Origin of the sequence: Nonomuraea sp. NPDC001831, from assembly GCF_042892035.1 — a bacterium.
In the GTDB taxonomy this organism is placed as follows: Bacteria; Actinomycetota; Actinomycetes; order Streptosporangiales; family Streptosporangiaceae; genus Nonomuraea.
The window spans coordinates 122390-144977 of record NZ_JBIATU010000004.1; the positions used below are offsets into that span (position 1 = coordinate 122390).

The following is a 22588-nucleotide window of genomic DNA, read 5'->3' on the forward strand; positions in this document are numbered from 1 at the left end:
GGTCAGCCGATGCGGAGGGGGAGGGTGCGGGGGCCGCGGACCTGGCCCGTCGCCCAGGTGACGGCGTCGGGGTCGGCGAGGGTGAAGGTGGGGATGCGCTGGAGCCAGACGTCGAGGGCGGTGCGCAGTTCCATGCGGGCCAGGTGGGAGCCGACGCAGCGGTGGATGCCGAGTCCGAAGGCGGCGTGGCGGTTGACTTCGCGGTCGATGCGGACGTCGGCGGGGTGGTCGAAGTGGGCGGGGTCGCGGTTGGCGGCGGGGAAGGAGAGCAGGACCCAGTCGTCGGCTTTCATGTCGACGCCGTTCCAGTGCATGTCGTCCTTGACGAGGCGGGCCATGGTGACGGGGGCGTAGGCGCGCAGGAACTCCTCCATGGCGGTGGGCAGCAGGGCGGGTTCGGCGACCAGGCGTTCGCGGTCGGCGGGCGTCTTGGCCAGGTGCCACAGGGACGCGCCGATCGCACTCCAGGTCGTGTCGATACCCGCGATCAGCAGCAGCGCGATCGTGCCCGCCACGTGCCCGGCCTCCAGCTTGTGGCCGTACAGCTCGGCCTCGACGAGGTACGTCGTGAGGTCGTCGCGCGGGTGCTCCACGTGGTCGCGGATCTGGTCCAGCAGGTAGTCGAAGAGCCGTCCCATGTTGGCGGTCCGCTGCTCGGGCGGCAGGTTGACGCCTTCCAGGGCGTTCTCGATGAACTCGCGGCAGCGCGGGCCGTCCTCGGGCGGGAAGCCGAGCATGTCGGCGATCACCCGCATCGGGATGTGCTGGGCGTAGTCGCGGGCGGCGTCCACGACGTCCTGGCCCTCCAGGCCGTCGATCAGCTCGTGGCACAGCGCCCGCGTCGACTCCTCCCGCCTGGCGACCGCCGTCTTGGTGAAGGCGGGCAGCAGCAGCTTGCGGGCGTCGTGGTGGAAGGGCGGGTCGGACGAGATCGGCGGCGTGCCGCCCACCGGCGCGCTCTCCCGCGGCGGCCGGAAGTTGCTCATGATGATCGAGCGTGAGGAGAACCGCTCGGTGTCGTAGGCGACGGCCGCGACGTCCTCGTAGCGGGTGGGCAGCCAGCCGCCGCCGAACCGGTCGGTGTGCGCGATGGGGCAGCGCCGCCGCAGGTCGTCCTGGATGGGGTACGGGTCGGCGGCCCACTCCGGCTCCAGGTGGGAGAAGTCGGTGGCCCAGTCCGAGACCGGGCCGGTGACGATCTCGCTGCGGGTGCCGACGACCTCGTCGTCGCCGGGCTCGGCGAAGTTCTTGACGAACCGCTCGTCCACGCTCATGTCACGCCTCCCCGAGCAGGTCGATGGCCCGCTCCGGGCAGTTGGAGACGGCCAGCCGCGCGGTGCGCTCCTGGCCGGGCGGCACCTGGCCGTCGCCGAGGACCGTTCCGTAACCTTCGTCGTCCTCGCCGAACAGGTCGGGGGCGAGGTCGTAGCAGCGGCCATGTCCCTGGCAGCGCTCGGGGTCGATCTGTACTCTCACGGCGTTCCTTCGGGCGGTGGGGCGGGGGAGAGGGCGGCGACGACGCGGATGAGCAGCCTGGCCCACTCCTCCTCGTCCACCTGGTGGGGGTCGGGGGCGATGAGCGCGCTGCCCATCGCGAGCAGGAGGCAGAAATGGGCGATCGCCTCCGGTGACAGCGCGTGGTCCAGCTCGCCGCCGTCCTGGCCGGCGCGGACCAGGCCGGCCAGCCAGTGGGCGCGCTCGCCGACGTAGTCGCGCATGGGCAGGGCCACGTCCTCGTCGCGGCGGGCGGCGGCCAGCGCCTCGACGACGAGGTCGCCGCCGGCGTCCAGGGGGCGGGGCAGCCGGCGGCCGACGGCGACGAGCAGGTCGGCGACCGGCCGGTCGGGGCCGTCGGCGAACAGGCCGTCCATCAGCCGCCGCCCGTGCGCGCCCAGCGCGGCCACGAGCAGGCCGGCCTTGGAGCCGAAGTGGGCGTACAGGGCGCCGTTGCTCACCCCGGCTGCGGCGGCGATGTCGGCGACGCGGGTGCCGTCGTAGCCGCGCCTGGCGAAGACGTCCGCGGCGGCGCGCAGCAGGCGTTCCCGCGTCTCGGCGGCGGTGACGCCGGCGATCCGTCCCATGGACGAATTAAAAGATCGTTCATTTCATCCGTCAAGAGCGGCTGCCTATCCCATGATCGGCGCCTTCACCACCAGCACCTCCTCTCCCGCCGCGCCGCTCAGCCGGACCGACAGCTCCCACACCCCGGCCATCGGGAACAACTCGCCCTCGGCCACGTAACGGCCCGGCTGCCGCGGGTCGGCGACGATCTCCGGGGTGGCGTGGCCCATGCCGGGCATCACCGTGGACAGCGCCACCGTGTGCGGGTCGCCGGAGGTCACCCGCACCTCGGCCGTGACGCGGCCCGTCGTCGGCCTCGGGACCACGACGGTGACGGCGTACCGTTCGCCGGTGCTGGTGAGGGTGAGCGGGCCGGGCGCCGAGCCGCGCACGTACAGGAACACCGCCAGGGCCGCCGCGAGCAGGGCGGCGACGGCCAGGATCCGCCTCATCCGAGGGCCTCCGCGACCTCGACGGTGAAGGGCACGGTCACGATCCGATCGGCGGCCGCGTACTGCGCCCAGGCCAGGTAGCGGCCCGGCGCCGGGAAGCTGAACGTGAAGCGCAGCCGGGGCGCGGGGGCGCCCATCTCGTGCACGTGGCCGAGGAACGCGCCGTCCTGGCTGCGCACGATCAGGTGCCCCGACATGCCCAGCCACTGCCGCGGCGTGCCCCCGAGAGCCACCTCGATCGCCGCCGGACGCCCCGCGACCGGCACGGACGGCCGCACCACCGGCGTGCCCCCCGTCGCGGGCGGCGCCGGCGGCGGAGCGGCCACCGCGGGCCCGGCGACCCGGAACTCGCCGTCGAGCAGCTGGCCGCCGGAGTCCTCGCGTTCCAGCTCCGCGTAGGCCAGGAACCGGCCAGGCCGGTCGGCGCGCAGCCGGACCTCCAGCCGTCCGGGCGCGGTGCGCAGCGGGTGCAGGTGCCGGAACCAGGCGCCGTCCTCGCTGGTGACCACCAGGTGGGCGAGCGCCTCGTGGTGCAGGACGAGGTCGTCCACCGGATGCCCGGTCGAGCCGTCGGTGAGGTCGAGTCGCAGCGTGAACTCCGCGCCGGCCGCCGGACGGGCCGGGACGGTCGTCACCCGTCCCTGCGCGAAGGGCCGTCCGAGAGCCGTCGTGTTCACCGCCGGAGCGGCGCCGTCCGGTGGCGGGGGCGGCAACGCGGGCTCGAACACGACGACCATCGCGGCCACCGTCACCGCGGCCGCCGCGCCACCGGCCAGCAGCATCGCCGGCGTCCTGCGCGACAGCGCGCCGGTGAGCAGGCCGCCCACCAGCAGCAGCCCGGCCACCAGCAGGCCGCCGTAGATCAGGAACTCGCCGGCGGAGCCGCGGTCCACCAGGACGCGGAACGGCAGGACGGCGACCTCGTCGCCCGCCGTCAGCCTGAGCTCGTGCGGCCCGGTGCGCTCGACCGTGATCTTGACGTACCGGGGGGTGGCGGACGGCTGCGCGGTGGCCGTCGCCCTGCGGCCGTCCTCGACCGAGCGCACCTCCAGGCCGATCGGCGGCCCGGTCGCCGGCTCGTAGGCGATCACACCGATCAGCAGCGGCCCGGGCACCCGCGACGTGCCCTTGATCACGACCGTGAGCTCGGCGCCGGCGATGGTCTGGGCGAAGCGCAGGTCCGCGCCGGCCGTGACGTTGTGGGCCGCGGCCGGGGCGGCGCCCGCGAGCAGGAGTACGGCGACGAGACACAGGACCCGGAGCGGCCGGATCATGCCCGTCCGGCGTCGGCCGCGTCCGCGGGGAGCGCGTTCGGCAGGAACAGCGCCCCGAGCGCCAGGCCGATCAGCCCGGCCACCACCGGCGCGCCGGTCCACAGCTCGGGCACCGCGGGCAGCGTGCCCACGGCCGCCGAGGCGACCCCGATGTAGAGCGACCAGGTGACGAAGGCCGACAGCCCGGCGAAGGCCCAGTAGGCGCCCCGCCGCGCGCCGGACGGGCGCAGCAGGCGGATCAGCACGTCGCTCGCCAGGCCCGCGGCGACGAACGTGAGCAGGGTGGACACGTTCTCGAACGCCGTCTGCGCGCCGGGCATCAGGACGGCGATCGTGTACATGACGGTCACCGCGCCGAACGGCAGGTTCCAGCGCCGGGCCACCAGCAGCACCGGGGCCAGCAGGACGACGTTGCTGATGACCATGGAGGTGGCCAGATGCTCGGCGCCGGGCCCGTCCACGCTGGAGAACGCCTCGACGACGCGCGCTGACCGGTACTGCAGGGCGTCGCCGTACGACAGGAACAGCGACACCAGCGTGGCCGCGAACGCGAGCCCGGCCAGCGCCGGGAACAGCCGCCCGAGCGAGGGGCGGACGCCGACGTCGGGGGCGTTCCAGGCCGAGCGCAGCGGCGTGGTGATGATGAGCAGCATGGTCACGATCAGCCCCAGGTGCGAGGGGCTGAACAGGATGTCGACGCTCGTCTCGATGCCGAGCACGGTGTGCCAGGTCATGTCGGCCAGCCCGAAGAGCGCGAACGCCGGGATGGCGACCAGCCCGGCCAGATAACCCTGGGGAACGGCCGCGACCCCCTGCCGGCCGAGCCGCACGTTGCGGAACACCTGCCAGATGATCCAGCCGGACACCGCCGCGAACCCGGAGTAGAACGCCGCGTGCCACGGCGTGAAGAACGTCTCCAGGTCGCTGAGGTTGGTGTGCGCCCAGGCGTCGATCATCAACCCGACGCCGAACCAGACCCCCAGCAGCGCGGTGACGAGATCCGCCCGGAGCGGCACCCATCCGCGCGGCTCCCCGGAGTCCGCAAGTAATCGTCGTACGCCCGCGTTGGCCTCTGCCACTTCGCGTCTCCCTTCTTCCATGATCGAATACTTCCAGAAGCCGCGAAGTGGCGGAAAGCCCAAGATCACTGTCCCCGAGCGGCCCGGGCCGACGCCCGTGGCCGCCAGTCTCGCCGACGGCCGCCGCGGGTGCGCGGCGGCCGGGGCCTCACGCCGGAGCCGGGCGCTGCCTGGCCACCACCAGGTGCAGCCCGTGGGGCAGCGGCTCGGTGCGGACGACGTGCAGCCCCGCCGCCCCCAGCAGGCTCTCGACCTCGGTCAGCGTGCGTTCCTGGCCGCCGCTGAACAGCGTGAGCATCTTCATGTCCAGCGCGACCGCCGACGTGGGCGAGCGGTGCGGGTCGTCGTCGAGGACGGCGTCCACGATCCACAACTCGGCGCGGCCGTCCATCAGGGACGCCAGCCGCGCCAGCAGCTTGGCGGCCTGCTCGTCGGGGTAGTTGTGCAGGATGTTGCCCAGCAGGTAGAGGCCCGCCCGGGGCAGCGGGTCGGTGAACATGTCGCCCTCGGCCACCGTGATGCCCGCCCGCCCGTCCAGGTGACGGCGGGCCTGCGCGGCCACCTCGGGCAGCTCGAACAGCACGCCGCGCAGCCGCGGACGGGCCGCCAGGATCGTGGCCAGGACGATGCCGGTGCCGCCGCCGATGTCGGCGACCGTGTCCACGCCGGTCACGTCCTGCTCGGCGAGCGCGCGGGCCACGGTGACGCTGCGGGTGGCCATGAACTCGTTGAACAGGGCGCCGGCCGCGGGCCGGGCGCCCAGCCAGGCGTAGGGGGAGTCCACCTGGTGCAGCTCCAGCGCGGCGGGCGCGCCCCTGATGATCGTCCGGTGCAGCAGGTCGGCCGAGTCGCGCCACAGCTCCTCGCCCCACATCAGCGCGGCGGGGGCCAGCGAGTCGTCCCGGCCGCTGGTGAGCAGGTCGCCCTCGCCGGTGAGCAGGTAGCGGCCGCGGGCGTCCCGCTCGACCAGCCGCAGGTGCTCCAGCGCCCGCAGCAGGCGGCCGAGCAGCATCTCGTCGGGACGGCCGGCGCCGCCCGCGGAGATCTCGTCGGCCAGCTCGTGCACGGCGCACGGCCCGGCCGCCAGCAGGTCGAAGACCGACAGCCGCAGGGCGGCCCGGACGGCGGCGTACAGGATGTAGTCGTCGATCAGGCGCAGCACCCGCGCCCGCTCCGGCGTCTCGCTCATGGGTTCCCCTTCCCCGACTCCCAGGCCGGACGGACGATCATGCTCTCCACCCGCAGCGGCGCGGGCAGGTAACGGAACCTCACCATGGTGTCCACCACCGACTGCAGCCCTTCGGGCTCCAGCGCGGCGGGGAACGAGCCGAGCGTGATCGTCGGCAGCACCTCACGCGGGATCTTCGTGTACGTGCCCAGCACCCCGGTGACCAGCCTGCGGTCCCGGGCGTCGAGCTGGGCGTGCGCCATGGCCCGCTGGAACCCGGCGACCGCCCGGGGGTGCGCGGCCGCGTACGCGGCGGTCGTGGCCCACCCCGCGATCGGCCACCCGGCGGGGACGTTCGCCATGGCGTCGCCCAGCGACCGGCCGCCCTGCCGGCGGTAGGCGGTGATGAACGGCTCGGTCATCCACGCCACGTCCACCGCGTGCGCGGCCAGCGCGGCCGGCATGTCGGGCAGCGGGATCTCCTTGAACGCGACGTCGTCCGCGGGCACCCCGGCCGCGGCGAGCACGGTCTCGGCGCTCAGCGTGCCGACCGAGCGCAGCGTGGCCACCGCGACGCTCTTCTTCGCGCCGCCGGAGCGCCGCAGGTCGCGCGCGCTTCTGATCGGGCTGCCGGGCGCCACGAAGAGCTGGAACGCGCCCGGCGCGGCGTGGTAGGCGTCGGCGACCAGCTTCAGCCGCCCCGGCTCGCGCCGCTGGTACAGGAACGCCGTCACGTAGTTGACCAGCCCGAACTCCAGGGCGCCGCCCTTCATCCGGTCGATCGCCGGGCCGCCGCCCTGCACGGTCACCGGCTCGGCCGACAACCCCTCGGCCGCGAAGTAGCCGCGGTCGCGGGCCAGGTAGACCAGCGCGCTGTCGGGGATCGGGATGACGCCGATCCTGATCTTCTCCGGCGGCGCGCCGGAACCGGCCGTCCGCGGGCCGCCGGGCGCGGCCCCGCCGCAGGCCGCGACCAGGACGGCCAGCGCGGCGAGCAGGAACAGCGGTGGGGGACGTAATCGTCTCACGGTTCTCCCTTCGAGGTCCGCCGCCGGCCCTCGCTCCCGCTGGCGGCCTGAACACAGGTCGGAACCAACGCCCTTGAGTGCACCATCGGGAGGCCCGCCTTGCAACGCCCGGTCAGAACGGGAAGGCCGCCGTGTCAGAACGCCCGTCCTTCGCGGTCCGGACGGATGAGAAGATCGAGAGTGCTCCGAATCGCAGAAGCAGTACTCGCGAGATTACCGGCGCCGCTGCAGGCGCTCGTGCTGAGGCACCGTGAACTGCTGAAGTTCGCGGTGGTCGGCGGAGCGACGTTCGTGGTGGACAACGCGGTGTTCTACGGGCTGAAGCTGACCGTCCTGGAACCGAAGCCGGTGACCGCGAAGATCATCGCGGTGCTCGTGGCGACGATCGTGTCCTACGTGCTCAACCGCGAGTGGTCGTTCCGGCTCAGGGGCGGTCGCGAGCGCCGCCACGAGGCGGGGCTGTTCTTCCTGGTCAGCGGCATCGGCCTGGTGCTCAGCTCGGCGCCGCTGTGGATCTCCCGGTACGTGTTCCGCCTGGAGGTCCCCGACGTGAGCGTGGCCGCCCAGGAGATCGCCGACTTCGTGAGCGCGCAGCTCGTCGGCACGCTGGTCGCCATGGTGTTCCGCTTCTGGGCGCTGCGGAAGTGGGTCTTCCCCGACGAGAAGACCCACTCCGTCGGCGTGCGGCCGGTTGCCGTCCCCCGGTACCACGGACGCCGCACCCTGCCGGTGGCCAAGCGCAAGCCCCGCAGGTCCGGCGTCCGGCAGGGGCAGCGTTAGGGTCAGCGGTAGGCGGCGGCCTGGAGGGTGTAGAGCTCGGCGTAGAGGCCGTTGAGCGCCATCAGCGCCTGATGGTCGCCCTGCTCGGTGACCTTGCCGTGGTCGAGGACGTAGATCCGGTCGGCGTAGCGCACGCTGGCCAGCCGGTGGGTGATGAGCAGCACCGTGCGGCCCTCGGAGTGGTCGCGGATGCGCTCGAACAGGGCGTGCTCGGCGCGGGCGTCCAGGGCCGCCGTGGGCTCGTCGCAGATGAGCAGGTCGGCGTCGCGGTGGAAGCCCCTGGCCACCGCGATGCGCTGCCACTGGCCGCCGGACAGCTCGCAGCCGTCCTTGAAGCGGCGGTCGAGCAGCGTGCGGTAGCCGTGCGGCAGGCCGGCGACCACCTCGTCGGCCCCGGCGACCGAGGCGGCCGCGACCAGGGCGGGCTCGCCCTTGTCGGTGCCCATGGTGATGTTGTAGCGGGCGGTGAGCGGCCAGCGGGTGTGGTCCTGGGCGATGACGGCCGTGCGCAGGCGCAGGTCGTCGGGGGACACGTCGGCCAGGTCGACGTCGTCCCAGGAGACGGTGCCGGTGTCGGGCTCGTACAGGCCGGACAGGATCTTGGCCAGGGTGGTCTTGCCTGAGCCGTTCTCGCCCACGAACGCGATGACCTCGCCGCGCTTGATCTCGACCGTCACCCCGCGCAGCGCCGGCTGGTCGGCGCCCGGGTAGGTGAAGGTCACGTCGTCGGCCACGATGCGCTCGAACCCCTCGGGCACGGCCGCGGAGCGGGCGGCGGGCACGCGGCGCTCGGCGTCGGCGCAGAACTGGAGGAAGTCGGTGAAGTAGAGGCCGTCCTCGTAGAGGCGGTTGGTGGCGTACAGGAGGTTGGCCAGCGAGGACTGGCCGGTCCTGATGGCCAGCACCGCGGTGCCCGCGACCGCGAGCGGGATCGCCGCCACGGCCAGCAGCACGCCCAGCGCGACGTAGACCAGGGCGGTGCCGAGGCCGCCCAGTGCCTCGCCGACCAGGCCGGCCAGGGTCTGGCGTCTGGCCAGGGTGAGCAGCACCTCCTGCTCGGCCCTGGCGACGGCGTCGTACATGCGCAGCAGGAAGCCGCGCATGGTGAACGAGCGCACCTCGGCGGCGGGCTCGCGGTCGGCCAGCAGCTCGGCGATGATCCACTTGCGGCGGCGGGCGGGGATGAGGGAGTACATCGTCGAGTAGCGCATGCGGGCGCCGCGCACGGTGGCCCACGCGTCGGGCAGCACGGCCAGCAGCAGCAGCGGCAGCAGCACCGGGTGGAGCACGCCCAGCACGCCGGCCGCCGCCGCGATGCCGACGGCCGCCGTGACGACGTTGATGGCCGAGCTGACCACCGCGCTCGCCACGCTGACGCCGCGGATGTTGGCGCGTTCGAGGCTGTCGTGGAACTCCGGGTCGTCGTAGGCGACCAGCTCCACCTGGCTGGTCAGGCCGTAGAGGCGTTCCTCGGTGTGGCGGGAGATCTGCGGGGTCAGGCGCGACTGCGCCCAGCCCGCGCCGGCCTGCACCACCGTGCGCAGCACGGCGGCCGCGCCGACCAGGACGAGGCTGGGCAGGGCGGCCAGCACCCGGTCGGGGGTCGGGCCCTCGCTGAACAGGGCGCTCAGCACGCCGGTGGTGGCCAGCAGGCCGAACGCGGTGAACAGGCCGCCGAGGAGGTTGAGCGCGATGGTGGCCACGGTGTCGCGGGGGCCGGCCCGCCAGGCCATGCGCATCGCCTGGCTCACGAGCGAGGGCAGGCGCCTGGCGATGGTCAGGAAGCCGACCTCGGCCATCTTGTCGTTGTGGGCGTACCAGTCGGAGACGGTGATCTCACCGAGTTCCAGAGGCTCATCGGGCATGCGCTGAGTGTGCGGACGGGCACCGACGGTTTCCGTCGCCTCGCGCGCCGCGGTGACAGGACGGTGGCCCGTGCGCCACCGGCCTGTCCACGGCCCGACAGACGGCCCGACAGACGGCCCGACAGACGGCCCGACAGACGGCCCGACAGACGGCCCGACAGACGGCCCGACAGACGGCCCGACAGACGGCCCGCCAGGCAAAGACGCGCGGGCGGCGGCGTGTCCCGGTCGCCCCGGCGGGCGCGGCACGATTTCATGTCCCCCGGTCACTCCACGTAACCAGAACGACACAGGGGACGGAATGCGAAGAATCACGGGGTTCGCGGTCGCGTGCGCGGTCGCCATGAGCGTCACCCAGCCGGCTTGGGCGGCCCCGCGGGAGGAGGTCCGCATCACCCGGTATCTCGGGGAGCAGCGGCTGCCGTACCTGATGCAGTTCGACGGCACCACCGTCGGCGGGGTGTCGGGCATCGACCGCGACCCGCGCACCGGCGCCTGGTACCTGATCTCCGACGACCGCTGGCGCTACGGTCCCGCCCGCTTCTACACCGCCCGCCTGGACATCGACCGGGACTCGGGCGCGTTCACCGGCATCAGCCTGACCGGCGTCACCACGCTGACCAGGCAGGACGGCACCCCCTACCCCGGCTACGGCAAGCCCGGCTCGGCCGACCCCGAGTCCGTCAGGTACGACCGCTGGTCCGGCCGCCTGCTGTGGGGCGACGAGGGCGACCGCCCCGACGCCGGCCACCCCGACCTGCCGCTGGCCGCCTCCGGCGTGCGCACCGCCGACCTCCAGGGCCGTCACCAGGGGGACCTGCGCCTGCCCGGCAACCTGCGCCTGACCACCACCGAGCACGGCCCGCGGCGCAACGCCGGTTTCGAGGGCCTGGCCGTCACCGCCCGCCGGATCACGGCGATGACCGAGGGCCCGCGGTACGAGGACGGCGAGCCGCCCACGGTCCGGCACGGCGCGCCCGCCCGGCTCACCGTGTGGGACCGGCGGGGCGTCCCGCGCGGCCAGTTCGTCTACCCGCTCGACGCGCTCCCGGCCGCGCCGGTGCCGCCCACCGGGGAGTCCGACAGCGGGGTCTCGGAGATCCTGCCCATCGACGACCACCGCTACCTGGCCCTGGAACGCTCCTGGATCGAGGGCGTCGACTACAAGGTCAAGCTGTACGAGATCGACCTGACAGGCGCGACCAACGTACTGAGCCGGGACGACCTCAGCGCGGGCTACCGGCCGGTCAGCAAGCGGCTGGTCTACGACCTGGGCGACTTCCGGCCGCCGGTGCAGAACCTGGAGGCCATGTCGTGGGGGCCGCGCCTGGCCACCGGGGAGTGCACGCTGGTGATCGGCTCGGACGACAACTTCAGCAGGAACGAGGTCAGCCAGTTCACGGCCTTCGCCGCCACGGGCTGCCCCTGACGCCCCGCCACCGGTCCGGGGCCGCGGAGGAGGGGCCCGCCCCGCCGCCGGCCCGGACCCCGCGCCCGCGGGGAGCGGCCCGGACCAAGGCTGGCGGATATATACGAATTGGAATATTTTCCCGGGAAAGCATCATGGCTACGCTCGACAGCCATGACTCTCCTGAAGCCCGCACGCCGGGCGGCCGCCGCTCTGGCGCTCGCGCTGGCCGCCGGGTTAACCGCGGCCGTCCCCGCGCACGCGCGCGAGGCGGCCCCGCCGTCCGCCGGCACCGTCCTGCGCGGGCTGGACCTCGACCGCGCCACCGTGCTCGACCTGCAACGCGCCATGGACCGCGGACGCTTCGACGCGGTGACGCTGACCCGCTTCTACCTCGACCGCATCCGCGCGGTGGACCCGCTGCTGCACGCGGTCGTCCAGACCAACCCGGGCGCGCTGGGCGAGGCCGAGCGCAGCGACCGCCGTCGCCGCCGGGGCGCGCACGGGCCGCTGGAAGGCGTCCCGGTCCTGCTCAAGGACAACATCGACACCGCCGCGCCGCTGCGCACCACCGCCGGCTCCCAGGCGCTGCTCGGCGCCCGCCCGGCCGCGGAGGCGTTCCTCGTCCAGCGGCTGCGCGCGGCCGGCGCGGTGATCCTGGGCAAGGCCAACCTGTCGGAATGGGCCAACTTCCGCTCCAGCCCGTCCTCCAGCGGGTGGAGCGCGATCGGCGGGCAGACCAACAACCCCTACGTCCTCGACCGCAACCCCTGCGGGTCGAGCAGCGGCTCGGCGGTCGCCGCCGCCGCCACCCTGGCCGCCGTCACCATCGGCACCGAGACCGACGGCTCGATCGTCTGCCCGGCCGGGATCAACGGCGTGGTCGGCATCAAGCCCACGATCGGGCTGGTCAGCCGGGCCGGCGTGGTGCCGATCTCGGCCCGGCAGGACACCGCGGGGCCGATCACCAGGAACCTCACCGACGCCGCCGCCGTGCTCTCGGCCATCCAGGGGCCGGACCCGCGCGACCCCGCGACCGTCCCGGGCGGCGACCGCGACTACCTCAAGGCCCTGCGTCCCGGCGCGCTGAACGGCGCCCGCGTCGGCGTGTGGCGCTCGGTCGCGGGCGACAACCAGGAGGTGCGCGCCGCCCTGGACGCCGCCGTCGCCACCCTCAAGGCCCGCGGCGCGACCGTGGTGGACGTCGAGCTGGAGGGCGTGGACCAGGCCGGCGAGGCCGAGTTCCCGGCGCTGCTGACCGAGTTCAAGCACGACCTGAACGCCTACCTGGCCGCCACCCCCGGACGGCACCCCGCCGACCTGGCCGGACTGATCGACTTCAACCGCCGGCACGCCGGGACCGAGCTGCGGTACTTCGGCCAGGAGGTCTTCGAACAGGCCCAGGCCACCACCGGCGACCTGGACGACCCCGCCTACCGCGCCCTCCGCGACCGGGCCACCACGCTGGCCCGCCGCGCGATCGACTCAGCGATGGCCGCCGGCCGCCTGGACGCGCTGCTCGCCCCCACCAACCACGCCGCCTGGCTGACCGACCTGACCAAGGGCGACGACTTCACCGGCTTCGTCTCCTCCTCCGCGCCCTCGGCGATCTCCGGCTACCCGGCGGTCACCGTCCCGGCCGGGTACGCCAGGGACGTCCTGCCGCTCGGCGTCACGTTCTTCGGCGGGCGCTTCTCCGAGCCGTCCCTGATCGCTCTCGGATACGCCTTCGAGCAGGCCACTCAGGTCCGCAAACCGCCGGCGTACCTGCGCACCCTGCCCTGAGCGGCCCGGCGGCGGGCTACGGTAGGGGCGACGGCCACGATGGGAAGGAGGCGAGGTGCGCACCAGGCTGCCCGCCGCGCTGCTTCTCGTCCTGTCGTGGCTGCTCCCGGCGACGGGCCATGCCGAGGTCGCCGCCCAGGTCGCCGCCCCGGCCGTCACACAGGCCGTCACGCAGGCCGTCACGCAGGTCACGGCGGTCCAGGCGGCGGCCGACCGGCCCGCCGTCGCCCAGCTCGGCTCCACCCCGCCGCCGCCTCCGCTCGCGCAGGTCAGGCAGGCGGGGCACGACCAGGCCGGGCCCGGCGGGCAGGCGCTGCCCGCCGCGGCCCCGGCCCGGTCGCTCCACGTCTGGTCGGCCGTCGTACGGCGGCCCGCCGGCCGTGTCGCCGCCGACCGCCCCCGGGGCGCGGCGGCGGCCCGCGCGCCTCCCTCCCCAGTGCTCTGAAGATCCCTCTTCCGCACACCTGAGCCTGTGGAGGCCTCATGTCACGTGCGCCCATGTGGCGCGCGCTGGCGGCGTTCGCCGTCATCGCGACCTCGATCATCCTGTCCCTCACCGCCACGCCACGCCTCGGCCTCGACCTGCGCGGCGGTACCCAGCTCGTCTTCGAGGCCAGAGACTCCCCGACGGTCACGGCCGACTCCTCGGCCACCGACCGCGCCCTCGACGTGCTCCGCCGCCGGGCGGACGCGCTGGGGGTCGTCGATCCCACGCTGGCCCGCTCCGGCGAGAAGCGCATCATCGTCGAGCTGCCCGGCGTGCTCGACCCGAGCAAGGCGGCCGAGGTCATCGGCCGCACCGCCCAGCTCGCCTTCCACCCGGTCACCGGCCCCGGCAAGGCCGGGGACGCCACCGCGCTGCCCGACGAGAGCGGCAGCCCACTCGCGCTCGGCCCGGCGGCGATCAGCGGCGACGGCGTCAGCGACGCCACCGAGCGCAGCGACCCGCAGCGCGGCCCCGGCTGGTCGGTCACGGTCGACTTCCGCGACGCCGACGCCTGGCAGCGGATGACCGGCGAGGCCGCCTGCCAGCCGGCGGGCGACCCGAAGCGGCGCGTCGCCATCGTGCTCGACAAGAAGATCATCTCTTCGCCGCAGCTCGACCCGTCCGTGCCGTGCGGCGCCGGCATCCCCGGCGGCAACACCGAGATCACCGGGTCCTTCACCCACGAGGAGGCCCGCGACCTGGCGGTGCTGATCAAGGGCGGCGCGCTGCCCGTGCCGCTCGACCTGGTCGAGCAGCGGACGGTCGGCCCCACGCTGGGCGCCGACGCCATCGAGGCCAGCGTCAAGGCCGCGATCGCCGGGCTGGTGCTGACCGCCCTGTTCATCGTCGTGATCTACCGCCTGTCCGGCCTGCTCGCCGCCGTCGCGCTCACCTGCTACGGCCTGATCTCCTACGCCGCGCTGGTCGCGATGGGCGCGACGTTCACGCTGCCCGGCCTGGCCGGGTTCGTGCTGGCCATCGGCATGGCGGTCGACGCCAACGTGCTCGTCTTCGAACGCGCCAGGGAGGAGTACGGCCTGGCCCCGGCCCGCGGGCTCGCCCCGGCCCTCAACCGGGGGTTCAAGAACGCCTGGAGCGCCATCGCCGACTCCAACGTCACCACGCTCATCGCCGCCGCGCTGCTGTTCGGGCTGGCCTCGGGCCCGGTCAAGGGGTTCGGCGTGACGCTGGCGATCGGCGTGCTGGCCTCGCTGGTGTCGGCCATGCTGATCACCCGCGTGCTCACCCATGCCGTCATCGGCCGGATCGGGCCGCGCCTGTCGGGGCTCGGCTCACCGGGCGCGGTCCGTACGTGGCTGGCCCGCCGGAACCCCCAGCTCATGAAGGCCAGGAAACTGTGGCTGGCGGTCGCGGCCGGCCTGGTCGTCGCGGCGCTGGCCGGGCTGTTCACCCGCGGCCTCGACTTCGGGGTCGAGTTCACCGGCGGCCGGCTCGTGGAGTTCGGCACCTCCAGGCCGGTCGACGCCGACACCGCCCGGCGGCTCGTGAGCGAGGCCGGCTATCCGGGCGCGGTCGTGCAGGCCGCCGCCGACGGCGTGACCGTGCGCGCGGGGCAGCTCGACCCGGCCAGGATCCAGGCCGCGCTGGAGGGCCAGGGCGGCGAGGTGAGCAAGGCGCGCGACGAGTTCATCGGCCCCACGCTGGGCGAGGAGCTGCGCCGCAACGCCGTCATCGCGCTCGGCGTGGCCGTGGCGGCGCAGCTGCTCTACCTGGCGGTGCGCTTCCGCTGGACGTTCGGCACGGCGACCGTGCTGGCGCTGCTGGTGGACCTGGCCGTGGTGATCGGGCTGTTCGCCTGGCTCGGCAAGCCGGTGGACGGCGTGTTCCTCGCCGCGATGCTGACGGTGGTCGGCTACTCGGTCAACGACAAGGTGGTGGTGTTCGACCGGGTGCGCGAGCTGTGGGCCGCCCGCCGCACCGCGCCGCTGGCCGAGGCGGTGAACACGGCGATCCTGCAGACCGTGCCGCGGACCGTCAACACCGGGCTCGGCGCGCTGTTCGTGCTCGTCGCGCTGGCCGTCTTCGGCGGCGACTCGCTGCGTGACTTCGCGATCGCGCTGGTCACCGGCATCGTCGTGGGCACGCTGACGTCGTCGTTCGTGGCCGGCCCTGCGGCCATCGGGCTGGCCCGGTACGACCGCCGTCCGGCCCCCCAGCCGCCCGCGCCCAAGGCCGCCCGGCGGCCCCGCGAGGGCTCGGGAGCCGTGTTGTGACCGGCGCCGCGGGCCCGCCTCGCGCGGGCGGGCCCGCGGCGTCGCGGGTCAGAGCCGGGCGAGCCAGTCCAGGAGGATGGCGTTGACCTCGTCGGGCCGTTCCTGCTGGATCCAGTGGCCGCAGTCGTCCAGGAGGCGGGAGGAGACCAGGCCGGGCAGGGTGGTGGGGAAGGCGTCGATCGCGCCGGACAGCCACTGGGTCGTGTCGTCCTGCGCGCCGCCGACGAACAGCGAGGGCTGGACGATGGGCGCGCCGTCGTGGGGCGCGAGGTCTTCCCAGTCGCGGTCCATGTTGCGGTAGCGGTTCAGCGCGCCGGTCAGGCCGGTGCGCTCGAACTCGGCGGCGTAGAAGTCGAGGTCGGTCTCGCTCAGCCAGCCGGGCAGCGGGCCGCCGGCCGGGAACCGGTCGCGCATCCTGCCGCCCGGGGCCACGAACAGCGGGTGGGGCGCGTCCGGGCCCGGCTTGGTGTCGGCGGACAGGGCCGCGTACGTGCCCGCCAGCCAGCCCCGGACGTCCGGCTCGATCTCGGCCTCGGCCCGGCCGGGCGTCTGGAAGTAGCTGACGTAGAACTCGTCCGTCCCGCCCATGGCGGCGAACGTCTCGGTGGGACGCGGCCCGCCGCGCGGCGTGTACGGCACGCTGAGCATGGCGACCGCGCGGAAGACGTCCGGCCGCAGCAGGGCGCTGTGGGCCGCGATCGAGGAGCCCCAGTCGTGGCCGACGATCACCGCCGTCCGCTCGCCCAGCGCCCGCACCACCGCCACGCCGTCCTCGACCAGCTCGGTCATCCGGTACGCGGCCACGTCCGCCGGCTTGGACGAGCGGCCGTAGCCGCGCACGTCCACCGCCACCGCCCGGTACCCGGCGGCGGCCAGCGCCGGGAGCTGGTGCCGCCAGGAGTACCAGGACTCCGGGAAGCCGTGCACCAGCAACACCAGCGGCCCCTGCCCCGCCTCCACGAGATGGACGCGGCCGGCGGGGGAGGGCACCAGGCGGTGGACGCCCTCGGCGACCGGGGTGAGCTGCGACATCGTTCCTCCACGCACATAGTCCTGGCCTGTCACCAGGATCATGCGCGGCCCGTGCCGCGGCCCGCCAACTCCGTTGCCGTTTCGGCAAACCCTGCGTTAAAGGTCGGTGGCGATGATCTTCTCGATGTTCCGCTCGGCCAGCGCCGTGATGGTGACGAACGGGTTCACCGTGGTGTTGCCGGGGATCAGCGAGCCGTCGATGACGTACAGGCCGGGGTGGCCGGCCAGGCGGCCGTAGTTGTCGGTGGCCCTGTTGAGCACCGCGCCGCCGAGCGGGTGGTAGGTGAGGTGGTCGCCCCAGATCTTGTACACGCCGAACAGGTCGGTGCGGTAGATCGTCCCCTCCTTGGCGTTGATCTTGTCGAAGATCGTTTTCGCCATGTCGATGGACGTCTGCTTCCAGGCGGTCTGCCAGCTCAGGTCCACCTTGCCGGTCGCGGCGTTCCAGGAGAACTGCGCGCGGCGCGGGGTGTTGGTGATCGAGAGATAGAACGAGGCGTACGTCTCGATCCCGGTCGGCAGCGGCGCCACCTCGGCGAACGCGCCCCCGGCCGTCCAGTTGTCGATGCCCGCGCACGGGATGGCCGACTGCAGCTTGCCGGTCGGGTCCCACAGGTGGTTGGCCCGGCCGCACATGACGTTGCCGTTGTCGCCCCAGCCCTGGCCGACCTCGTCGTTCAGACCCGGCAGCGCGCCGGTGGCCTTCAGCCTGACCAGCAGCTTGCTCGTGCCGACGCTGCCCGCGGCGAAGAACACCCGCGCGGCCGTGACGGTCTTGGCGGCGGTGACCGAGCCGTCGGTGGCCAGCTGGTCGATCCGGACGGTGTAGCCGCCGCCCGCCGCCGGGGCGACCGAGGTGACCTGGTGCAGCGGCGAGATCGTCACCCTGCCGGTCGCGCGGGCCCGCGCCAGGTAGGTCTTCTGCAGGGACTTCTTGCCGTGGTTGTTGCCGTAGAGGATCTCGCCGGCCAGCGCCGACTGGGTGGCCGTGCCGGCCGCCTCCTGCTTCATGTAGTCCCAGTCGTACACGTCGGGGACGAAGGTGAACGGGAAGCCGGAGCGCTGGGCGTGCTTGCGGCCCACGCGGGCGTACTGGTAGCACGCGGTGCTGTCGAACCAGGCCGGGTCCACCAGGCCGACGCCGAGGCCGGAGTTGGCGCGCGGGTAGTAGACGCCGTACATCTCGTCGGCGTCGACCGACGGCAGCACGGCGGCGAAGTTCTCCCGCTTGGGCGTGACGGCCATGCCGCCGTTGACCAGCGAGCCGCCGCCGACGCCGCGGCCCTGGTAGACCGTGATGCCGGCGAACTCCTCGGCGTCCAGGATGCCGGTGTAGCGGGGGATGTCCCGGTCGATGGGGAAGCCGAGGAAGTAGTTGAGCGGCGCCTTGGTCCTGGTGCGCAGCCAGTAGGAGCGATAGTCGGGCTCGCGCGTGTTGCAGAAGATCTTGCCGTCCGAGCCGGGCGTGTCCCAGGCCATGCCCATCTCGATCATGTGCACCTCGACGCCCGCCTGGGCCAGGCGCAGGGCGGCCACCGAGCCGCCGTACCCGGTGCCGATCACCAGGACGGACACGCGGGCGCCGTCGGCGATCGGCCCGTCGCCGGCAGCAGTGGCGACGGTGGCGGTGGCGGCGCGGCCGGGCAGTGCGGCGGCGCCCAGGAGGGAGGCGGTTCCGGCGATGAAGGTGCGGCGGCTGGTGTTCATGTCACGTGCCCTCGCTCGGTCGGTCTGACGCGGACTCGGTCGGTCGGACGGAGGGTGCCGGGCCGCCGGTCAGCATGCAGGCCGTGTCCAGGCCCAGCACGTGGTTGAGCCGGCCGAAGGCCCACCAGGAACCGATGCTCATGCTCAGTTCCACGATCTCGTTCTGGCTGTAGTGCTCGGTCATCCGGGACCAGAACTCCTCGTCGAGCCCGTGATGGTCCAGGGCGTAGCGCTCGGCGTACTCGGCGGCGAGCCGGGTGCGCGCGTCGAAGGCGTCCGTGGCGCGCCAGTCCGCGACCGCGTCGGCGAAGCCGTCCTCGACCTTGACGCCGTCGCGCTCGGTGCGCCAGTCGAGGCAGAAGACGCATCCGTTGATCTGCGCGATCCGCAGCCGGGCCGCCTCGAACTCGCGCAGGCCCAGCGTGGTGTGGGCGTAGACGGCCATGGAGAACTTCGAGGCGGCGGTCCCGATGCCGGGGACCAGCTCGCCCCAGACGTAGGCGATCGGGTCCTTGCCCCCCGGAACGTCGACGATCATGGGTTCTTCCTTCCGAGCCGGCCGCACGCGGGACGCAGCGGGACGTCGAGCGCGTCGTACAGGCCGGGCGGGGCGGCGGCGAGCCAGTCGATGGCGTTCACCAGCCGGCCCGCCGCGGTGGCGTTCCCGCCCGCCGAACGGCTGCCGCCCTCGTCGGTGGCCTCGATCGTGACCTCGATGCGCGGGCGGCCCTCGACGATGACCCGGTGGGCGCCGTCGCCGCCGTCCGGGGGCAGCGGCCAGTCGGGGGCGCAGGCGGGGTGGATGCGGGTGACGTGCTCGATCACGATGCGCGGCTCGCCCTCGACGACGCCCTGCACCTCGAAGCGCACTGCGCCCTGGGTGCCGGCCTCGAAGTCGCCCATGCCGGCGGTGGTGACCGTGCGGTCGAGCGGCCGCCGCTCCACGACCTCGCGGATCTCCTCCAGCGTGACGCCGAGGGCCCGCGCCATCAGCCGTACCTGCCCGCCCCACACCATGGACGGGACGGTCGGCGCGATCATCGGCGGCTCGTAGTCCATGGGCTGGCCCATGCCGACCATGTACCGGACGGCGTCCGGGCGGTCGTAGCCCGAGTAGTCGAAGATCTCCTGGCAGCGGATGGCGTCCACGACCGAGCCGAGGCCGCTGAGCAGCAGGGGCAGCAGGTCGTTGCCCCAGCCGGGGTCGATGCCGGAGGCGAACAGCGAGCCGCCGCCCTCGGCGACGGCGGCCAGCACCTGGTCCCGCAGCTCGGGCGGGGCGCCGCGGTGGTCGTAGAGGGCGTACAGGGAGGGCGTGACGACGACGGCGCCGGCCCGGACGGCCCGCAGGACGTCGGCCAGGGCGTCGTCGGGACGCAGGTCGCCGGAGGCGGCGTACACGACGGCCCTCGGGCGGGCGGCCAGGACGGCGGCGGCGTCGTCCGTGGCGGTGACGCCGAGGTCGCGGCCGAGCCCGGCGAGCTCCCCGGCGTCGCGGCCGGCCTTGTCGGGGGAGTGCACGACGACGGCGGTGAGACTGAGGTCGGGATGGGCCTCCACGGCCCTGATGGCGGCGCGGCCGACGTTGCCGGTACCCCACACCACGGTGGACGTCATGGGCGGAGCGTAGCAAGCGCTTGGTTTGGTGTACAGGGCCCGGCAACCGGGGCCGCCGGTCAGGCGGCGTCGAGGGCGATGCCGTACAGGTGGTCCACCCGGATCCTGATGACCAGGCGGCGGGCCCTGGCCATCTCCGCCAGGAAGGCGGCCTCGTCCGCCGGGTCGGGGAAGCCGCCGGCCATGTCCAGCAGCTCGCGTCCGGTGGCGTCGCCGGGGGCGAGCGACGGCTCGGAGACTTCCGCCCGTCCTTCGGCGACGGCGTACGACAGGACGTCGTCGCCCTGCAGGTGCACCGTCGCCCGCGGGTCGGCGAGCAGGTGCCGCACCTTGACGCGGCCCTCGGCGGAGGAGATGCGCAGGACGCGTCCGGCGGCGTCCCAGCGCAGGGCCATCGAGGCCAGGTGCGGGCGGCCGTCGCGCCTGAGCGTCGCCAGCACGCCGAAGGGCTGGCGGGCGAGGATGCGCAGCAGTTCGTCCTCGGTGAGGGGGCGGGCGCCGGGGCCCTGTCCGGGTCCGTAGGCGGGCTCGGTCATGATGATCAGCTCCGTTTCGCGGTGAGAGGGGGGATCAGAGGGCAGCGGGCTCGTCGAGCCGCGACGCCTCGGCGGACGCGGCGGCGCGGGGACGGCGCAGGACGGCCAGGGCGACCACGACGGCCGCCGCGAGCAGCCCCGCCGAGGTGGCGAAGGCCAGGTGGTAGCCGCCGGTCAACGCCGCCGCCTCGGCCGCCCCGCCGGCGCGCAACTCCTGCGTACGGGAGGCCGCCAGCGTGCTCAGGACGGCCACGCCCAGTGCCATGCCGATCTGCTGGGTGGTGTTGAACACCCCCGAGGCGAGGCCGGCGTCGTCCGCGCGGGCGGCCGACATGCCGAGCGTGGTCAGCGCCGGCAGCGCCAGCCCGCCACCCGCGATCAGCACCATGACCGGCAACAGGTCGGTGACGTAGTCGGCGTCCACCGGCACCCGCGTGAGCCAGGCCATCGCGGCCAGCAGCAGCACCAGCCCGGCCAGCAGCACGGCCGGCGCGCCGAAGCGGGCGCTGAGTCGCGCCGACACGAACAGCGACACGCCGCCGATCGCCACGGCCGCCGGGAGCATCGCCAGCCCGGTGGCGAGGGCGCCGTACCCGAGCACCTTCTGCATGTAGAGCGCGACGATGATCTGGAAGGCGAACATCGCCGACAGCGCCAGCATCTGCACGACGTTGGCACCGGCCACGTTGCGGGAGCGCAGCACGCGCAGCGGCATCAGCGGCGTGCGCGCGGTGGCCTGGCGCAGGAAGAAGCCGGCGAGCAGGGCCAGCGACGCCGCGCCGAACGCCAGGGTGTGCGCGGCGAGCCAGCCGTGCTCCTCGACCTTGACCACGGTGTAGATGCCCAGCATCAGGCCCGAGGTGACCAGCAGCGCGCCGGTCACGTCGGCGCCCCGCGCGAGGCCGAGGCCCCGGTCGGCGGGCAGCGCGGGCAGCGCCAGCACGATCGTCGCCAGCCCGATCGGCAGGTTGATGAAGAAGATCCAGTGCCAGCTCAGCGCGTCGGTGAGCACGCCGCCGAGCACCTGCCCGATCGACGCGCCGGCCGCGCCGGTGAAGCTGAAGACCGCGATCGCCCGGCCCCGTTCGCGCGGCTCGGTGAACAGCGTCACCAGGATGCCGAGTACGACGGCCGAGGCCATCGCGCTGCCGACGCCCTGCAGGAAACGGGCGGCGATCAGCAGGCCCTCGCTGTTCGCCACGCCGGCCAGCAGGGACGCGCCGGTGAACACCGCGTTCCCGGCCAGGAACATCGTCCGGCGGCCCACGAGGTCGCCGAGCCGTCCGGCAAGCAGCAGCAGCCCGCCGAAGGCGAGCAGGTACGCGTTGACGACCCAGCTCAGCCCGGCGGGGGAGAACCCCAGGTCGCGCTGGATGGCGGGCATGGCCACGGTGACGATGCTGCCGTCGAGGATGGTCATCAAGGCGGACGTCGACAACACGGCCAGGGCGGTGCGCCGGGAGGTGAGGGACATGGTCGTCTCCTGTTCAAGGGGTGCAACAGGAGAGACCGTAGCAGATAGTTCCGTTACAGACGATATGCCACGGAACTTTTCAGCTGCGCTCCCTGGCCCGCCGGACCGGCTGGGGGGCCTCGGCCGGGGTCTCGAGGTGGCCGGTGGCCAGCCGGTTCAGGGCGCGTACCAGCACCTCCCGCTCGTCGTCCGGGAGCGAGCCGAGGGCTGCGGCGTGCACGCCGTCCACGATCTCCTGGCTGCGCCGCGCCACCTGGGCCCCCTTCTCCGTCACGGCGATGATGCGGGCCCGCCGGTCGGTGCTCGACGGCCGCCGCTCGGCCAGCCCGGCCTTCTCCAGGGCGTCGACGGTGACCACCATCGTGGTCTTGTCCATGTCGCCGATCTCGGCGAGCTGGATCTGCGTGCGCTCCTCCTCCAGGGCGTGCACGAGCACGCAGTGCATGCGCGCGGTCAGCCCCAGCTCGGCCAGGGCCGCCGCCATCCGGGTGCGCAGCACGTGGCTGGTGTGGTCGAGCAGGAACGACAGGTCGTGCTCGGTACGCGAGGGCGCCATCGAAGTCATGTCACCGAGGCTACCAACTCATCCCGTAGCGGATTA

The 22588-nt window shown here is 73.7% G+C and carries 21 protein-coding genes and 1 pseudogene; 6 read left to right on the top strand and 16 right to left on the bottom strand.

From position 1 onward, the window contains the following. Window positions 1–2 precede the first annotated feature (2 nt). From ACFYYW_RS15780 to ACFYYW_RS15815, 8 genes are all read right to left on the bottom strand, one after another. Window positions 3–1274, bottom strand: coding sequence for a cytochrome P450 (locus ACFYYW_RS15780; RefSeq protein ID WP_387649178.1), 1272 nt, complete (start codon window positions 1272–1274; stop codon window positions 3–5). A gap of 1 nt (window position 1275) precedes the next feature. Further along, window positions 1276–1476, bottom strand: coding sequence for a ferredoxin (locus ACFYYW_RS15785; protein WP_387649181.1), 201 nt, complete (start codon window positions 1474–1476; stop codon window positions 1276–1278). Beyond that, a complete protein-coding gene (locus ACFYYW_RS15790; protein ID WP_352327213.1) occupies window positions 1473–2081 on the bottom strand; it encodes a helix-turn-helix domain-containing protein in 609 nt (202 codons plus the stop codon). The genes ACFYYW_RS15785 and ACFYYW_RS15790 overlap by 4 nt, the downstream gene beginning before the upstream one ends. 45 nt (window positions 2082–2126) lie before the next feature. Further along, on the bottom strand, window positions 2127–2513 hold the full coding sequence (locus ACFYYW_RS15795; protein ID WP_387649184.1) for a FixH family protein: 387 nt from the start codon (window positions 2511–2513) through the stop codon (window positions 2127–2129). Further along, window positions 2510–3787 carry a hypothetical protein gene (locus ACFYYW_RS15800; protein WP_387649187.1) on the bottom strand — a complete coding sequence of 426 codons (1278 nt, stop codon included), beginning with the start codon at window positions 3785–3787 and terminating at the stop codon, window positions 2510–2512. Before ACFYYW_RS15800 ends, ACFYYW_RS15795 begins: the two co-directional genes overlap by 4 nt. Then, window positions 3784–4866 (bottom strand): hypothetical protein, encoded by a 1083-nt coding sequence (locus tag ACFYYW_RS15805; protein WP_387649190.1) that lies wholly within the window; start codon window positions 4864–4866, stop codon window positions 3784–3786. Before ACFYYW_RS15805 ends, ACFYYW_RS15800 begins: the two co-directional genes overlap by 4 nt. A 148-nt stretch (window positions 4867–5014) precedes the next feature. Continuing rightward, complete coding sequence (locus ACFYYW_RS15810) at window positions 5015–6055, bottom strand: methyltransferase (RefSeq protein ID WP_387649193.1); 1041 nt, start codon at window positions 6053–6055, stop codon at window positions 5015–5017. Further along, the gene (locus ACFYYW_RS15815) at window positions 6052–7062 is read right to left on the bottom strand and encodes an ABC transporter substrate-binding protein (protein WP_387649195.1); all 1011 of its coding nucleotides are present in this window, start codon (window positions 7060–7062) and stop codon (window positions 6052–6054) included. Before ACFYYW_RS15815 ends, ACFYYW_RS15810 begins: the two co-directional genes overlap by 4 nt. A gap of 237 nt (window positions 7063–7299) precedes the next feature. On the opposite strand from ACFYYW_RS15815, the gene ACFYYW_RS15820 reads away from it, so the two are divergent. Continuing rightward, window positions 7300–7842 carry a GtrA family protein gene (locus tag ACFYYW_RS15820; RefSeq protein ID WP_387649198.1) on the top strand — a complete coding sequence of 181 codons (543 nt, stop codon included), beginning with the start codon at window positions 7300–7302 and terminating at the stop codon, window positions 7840–7842. A 2-nt stretch (window positions 7843–7844) separates the two neighbouring features. Here the strand turns inward: ACFYYW_RS15820 and ACFYYW_RS15825 are convergent, their stop codons facing one another. After that, window positions 7845–9707, bottom strand: coding sequence for an ABC transporter ATP-binding protein (locus ACFYYW_RS15825; protein ID WP_364392135.1), 1863 nt, complete (start codon window positions 9705–9707; stop codon window positions 7845–7847). A gap of 70 nt (window positions 9708–9777) precedes the next feature. Between ACFYYW_RS15825 and ACFYYW_RS15830 the strand changes: the two are divergent. The 5 genes and pseudogenes from ACFYYW_RS15830 to secD all read left to right on the top strand — a co-directional run. Then, a pseudogene (locus tag ACFYYW_RS15830) lies at window positions 9778–9888 on the top strand (PT domain-containing protein); the annotation flags it as partial. 120 nt (window positions 9889–10008) lie between these two features. Next, window positions 10009–11136, top strand: a complete 1128-nt coding sequence (locus ACFYYW_RS15835) for an esterase-like activity of phytase family protein (RefSeq protein ID WP_387650027.1) — start codon at window positions 10009–10011, stop codon at window positions 11134–11136. A 153-nt stretch (window positions 11137–11289) separates the two neighbouring features. Beyond that, window positions 11290–12900 (top strand): amidase, encoded by a 1611-nt coding sequence (locus ACFYYW_RS15840; protein ID WP_387649202.1) that lies wholly within the window; start codon window positions 11290–11292, stop codon window positions 12898–12900. 55 nt (window positions 12901–12955) lie between these two features. Beyond that, window positions 12956–13345, top strand: a complete 390-nt coding sequence (locus tag ACFYYW_RS15845; RefSeq protein ID WP_387649205.1) for a hypothetical protein — start codon at window positions 12956–12958, stop codon at window positions 13343–13345. A gap of 38 nt (window positions 13346–13383) precedes the next feature. Next, the gene (gene secD, locus ACFYYW_RS15850; RefSeq protein ID WP_387649208.1) at window positions 13384–15621 is read left to right on the top strand and encodes a protein translocase subunit SecD; all 2238 of its coding nucleotides are present in this window, start codon (window positions 13384–13386) and stop codon (window positions 15619–15621) included. Window positions 15622–15669: 48 nt separating this feature from the next. Here the strand turns inward: secD and ACFYYW_RS15855 are convergent, their stop codons facing one another. From ACFYYW_RS15855 to ACFYYW_RS15885, 7 genes are all read right to left on the bottom strand, one after another. Next, complete coding sequence (locus ACFYYW_RS15855) at window positions 15670–16653, bottom strand: alpha/beta fold hydrolase (RefSeq protein WP_387649211.1); 984 nt, start codon at window positions 16651–16653, stop codon at window positions 15670–15672. 96 nt (window positions 16654–16749) lie between these two features. Beyond that, the gene (locus ACFYYW_RS15860; RefSeq protein ID WP_387649214.1) at window positions 16750–18360 is read right to left on the bottom strand and encodes a GMC oxidoreductase; all 1611 of its coding nucleotides are present in this window, start codon (window positions 18358–18360) and stop codon (window positions 16750–16752) included. Window position 18361: 1 nt separating this feature from the next. Further along, window positions 18362–18898, bottom strand: a complete 537-nt coding sequence (locus tag ACFYYW_RS15865; RefSeq protein ID WP_352325308.1) for a carboxymuconolactone decarboxylase family protein — start codon at window positions 18896–18898, stop codon at window positions 18362–18364. Then, complete coding sequence (locus ACFYYW_RS15870) at window positions 18895–19977, bottom strand: dihydrodipicolinate reductase (protein ID WP_387649217.1); 1083 nt, start codon at window positions 19975–19977, stop codon at window positions 18895–18897. The genes ACFYYW_RS15865 and ACFYYW_RS15870 overlap by 4 nt, the downstream gene beginning before the upstream one ends. Before the next feature lie 59 nt (window positions 19978–20036). Then, window positions 20037–20513, bottom strand: coding sequence for a TIGR03618 family F420-dependent PPOX class oxidoreductase (locus ACFYYW_RS15875; protein WP_387649220.1), 477 nt, complete (start codon window positions 20511–20513; stop codon window positions 20037–20039). Between the two features lie 34 nt (window positions 20514–20547). Next, a complete protein-coding gene (locus ACFYYW_RS15880; RefSeq protein WP_387649223.1) occupies window positions 20548–21987 on the bottom strand; it encodes an MFS transporter in 1440 nt (479 codons plus the stop codon). A 79-nt stretch (window positions 21988–22066) separates the two neighbouring features. Next, on the bottom strand, window positions 22067–22552 hold the full coding sequence (locus ACFYYW_RS15885; protein ID WP_387649226.1) for a MarR family winged helix-turn-helix transcriptional regulator: 486 nt from the start codon (window positions 22550–22552) through the stop codon (window positions 22067–22069). Window positions 22553–22588 lie beyond the last annotated feature (36 nt).

Bases quoted from the DNA above. Each gene is read 5' to 3' on its own strand.
- ACFYYW_RS15780 (WP_387649178.1), bottom strand. From the start codon at position 1,274: ATGAGCGTGGACGAGCGGTTCGTCAAGAACTTCGCCGAGCCCGGCGAC.
- ACFYYW_RS15790 (WP_352327213.1), bottom strand. From the start codon at position 2,081: ATGGGACGGATCGCCGGCGTCACCGCCGCCGAGACGCGGGAACGCCTG.
- ACFYYW_RS15795 (WP_387649184.1), bottom strand. From the start codon at position 2,513: ATGAGGCGGATCCTGGCCGTCGCCGCCCTGCTCGCGGCGGCCCTGGCG.
- ACFYYW_RS15800 (WP_387649187.1), bottom strand. From the start codon at position 3,787: ATGATCCGGCCGCTCCGGGTCCTGTGTCTCGTCGCCGTACTCCTGCTC.
- ACFYYW_RS15810 (WP_387649193.1), bottom strand. From the start codon at position 6,055: ATGAGCGAGACGCCGGAGCGGGCGCGGGTGCTGCGCCTGATCGACGAC.
- ACFYYW_RS15825 (WP_364392135.1), bottom strand. From the start codon at position 9,707: ATGCCCGATGAGCCTCTGGAACTCGGTGAGATCACCGTCTCCGACTGG.
- ACFYYW_RS15835 (WP_387650027.1), top strand. From the start codon at position 10,009: ATGCGAAGAATCACGGGGTTCGCGGTCGCGTGCGCGGTCGCCATGAGC.
- ACFYYW_RS15840 (WP_387649202.1), top strand. From the start codon at position 11,290: ATGACTCTCCTGAAGCCCGCACGCCGGGCGGCCGCCGCTCTGGCGCTC.
- secD (WP_387649208.1), top strand. From the start codon at position 13,384: ATGTCACGTGCGCCCATGTGGCGCGCGCTGGCGGCGTTCGCCGTCATC.
- ACFYYW_RS15855 (WP_387649211.1), bottom strand. From the start codon at position 16,653: ATGTCGCAGCTCACCCCGGTCGCCGAGGGCGTCCACCGCCTGGTGCCC.
- ACFYYW_RS15860 (WP_387649214.1), bottom strand. From the start codon at position 18,360: ATGAACACCAGCCGCCGCACCTTCATCGCCGGAACCGCCTCCCTCCTG.
- ACFYYW_RS15865 (WP_352325308.1), bottom strand. From the start codon at position 18,898: ATGATCGTCGACGTTCCGGGGGGCAAGGACCCGATCGCCTACGTCTGG.
- ACFYYW_RS15870 (WP_387649217.1), bottom strand. From the start codon at position 19,977: ATGACGTCCACCGTGGTGTGGGGTACCGGCAACGTCGGCCGCGCCGCC.
- ACFYYW_RS15875 (WP_387649220.1), bottom strand. From the start codon at position 20,513: ATGACCGAGCCCGCCTACGGACCCGGACAGGGCCCCGGCGCCCGCCCC.
- ACFYYW_RS15880 (WP_387649223.1), bottom strand. From the start codon at position 21,987: ATGTCCCTCACCTCCCGGCGCACCGCCCTGGCCGTGTTGTCGACGTCC.
- ACFYYW_RS15885 (WP_387649226.1), bottom strand. From the start codon at position 22,552: ATGACTTCGATGGCGCCCTCGCGTACCGAGCACGACCTGTCGTTCCTG.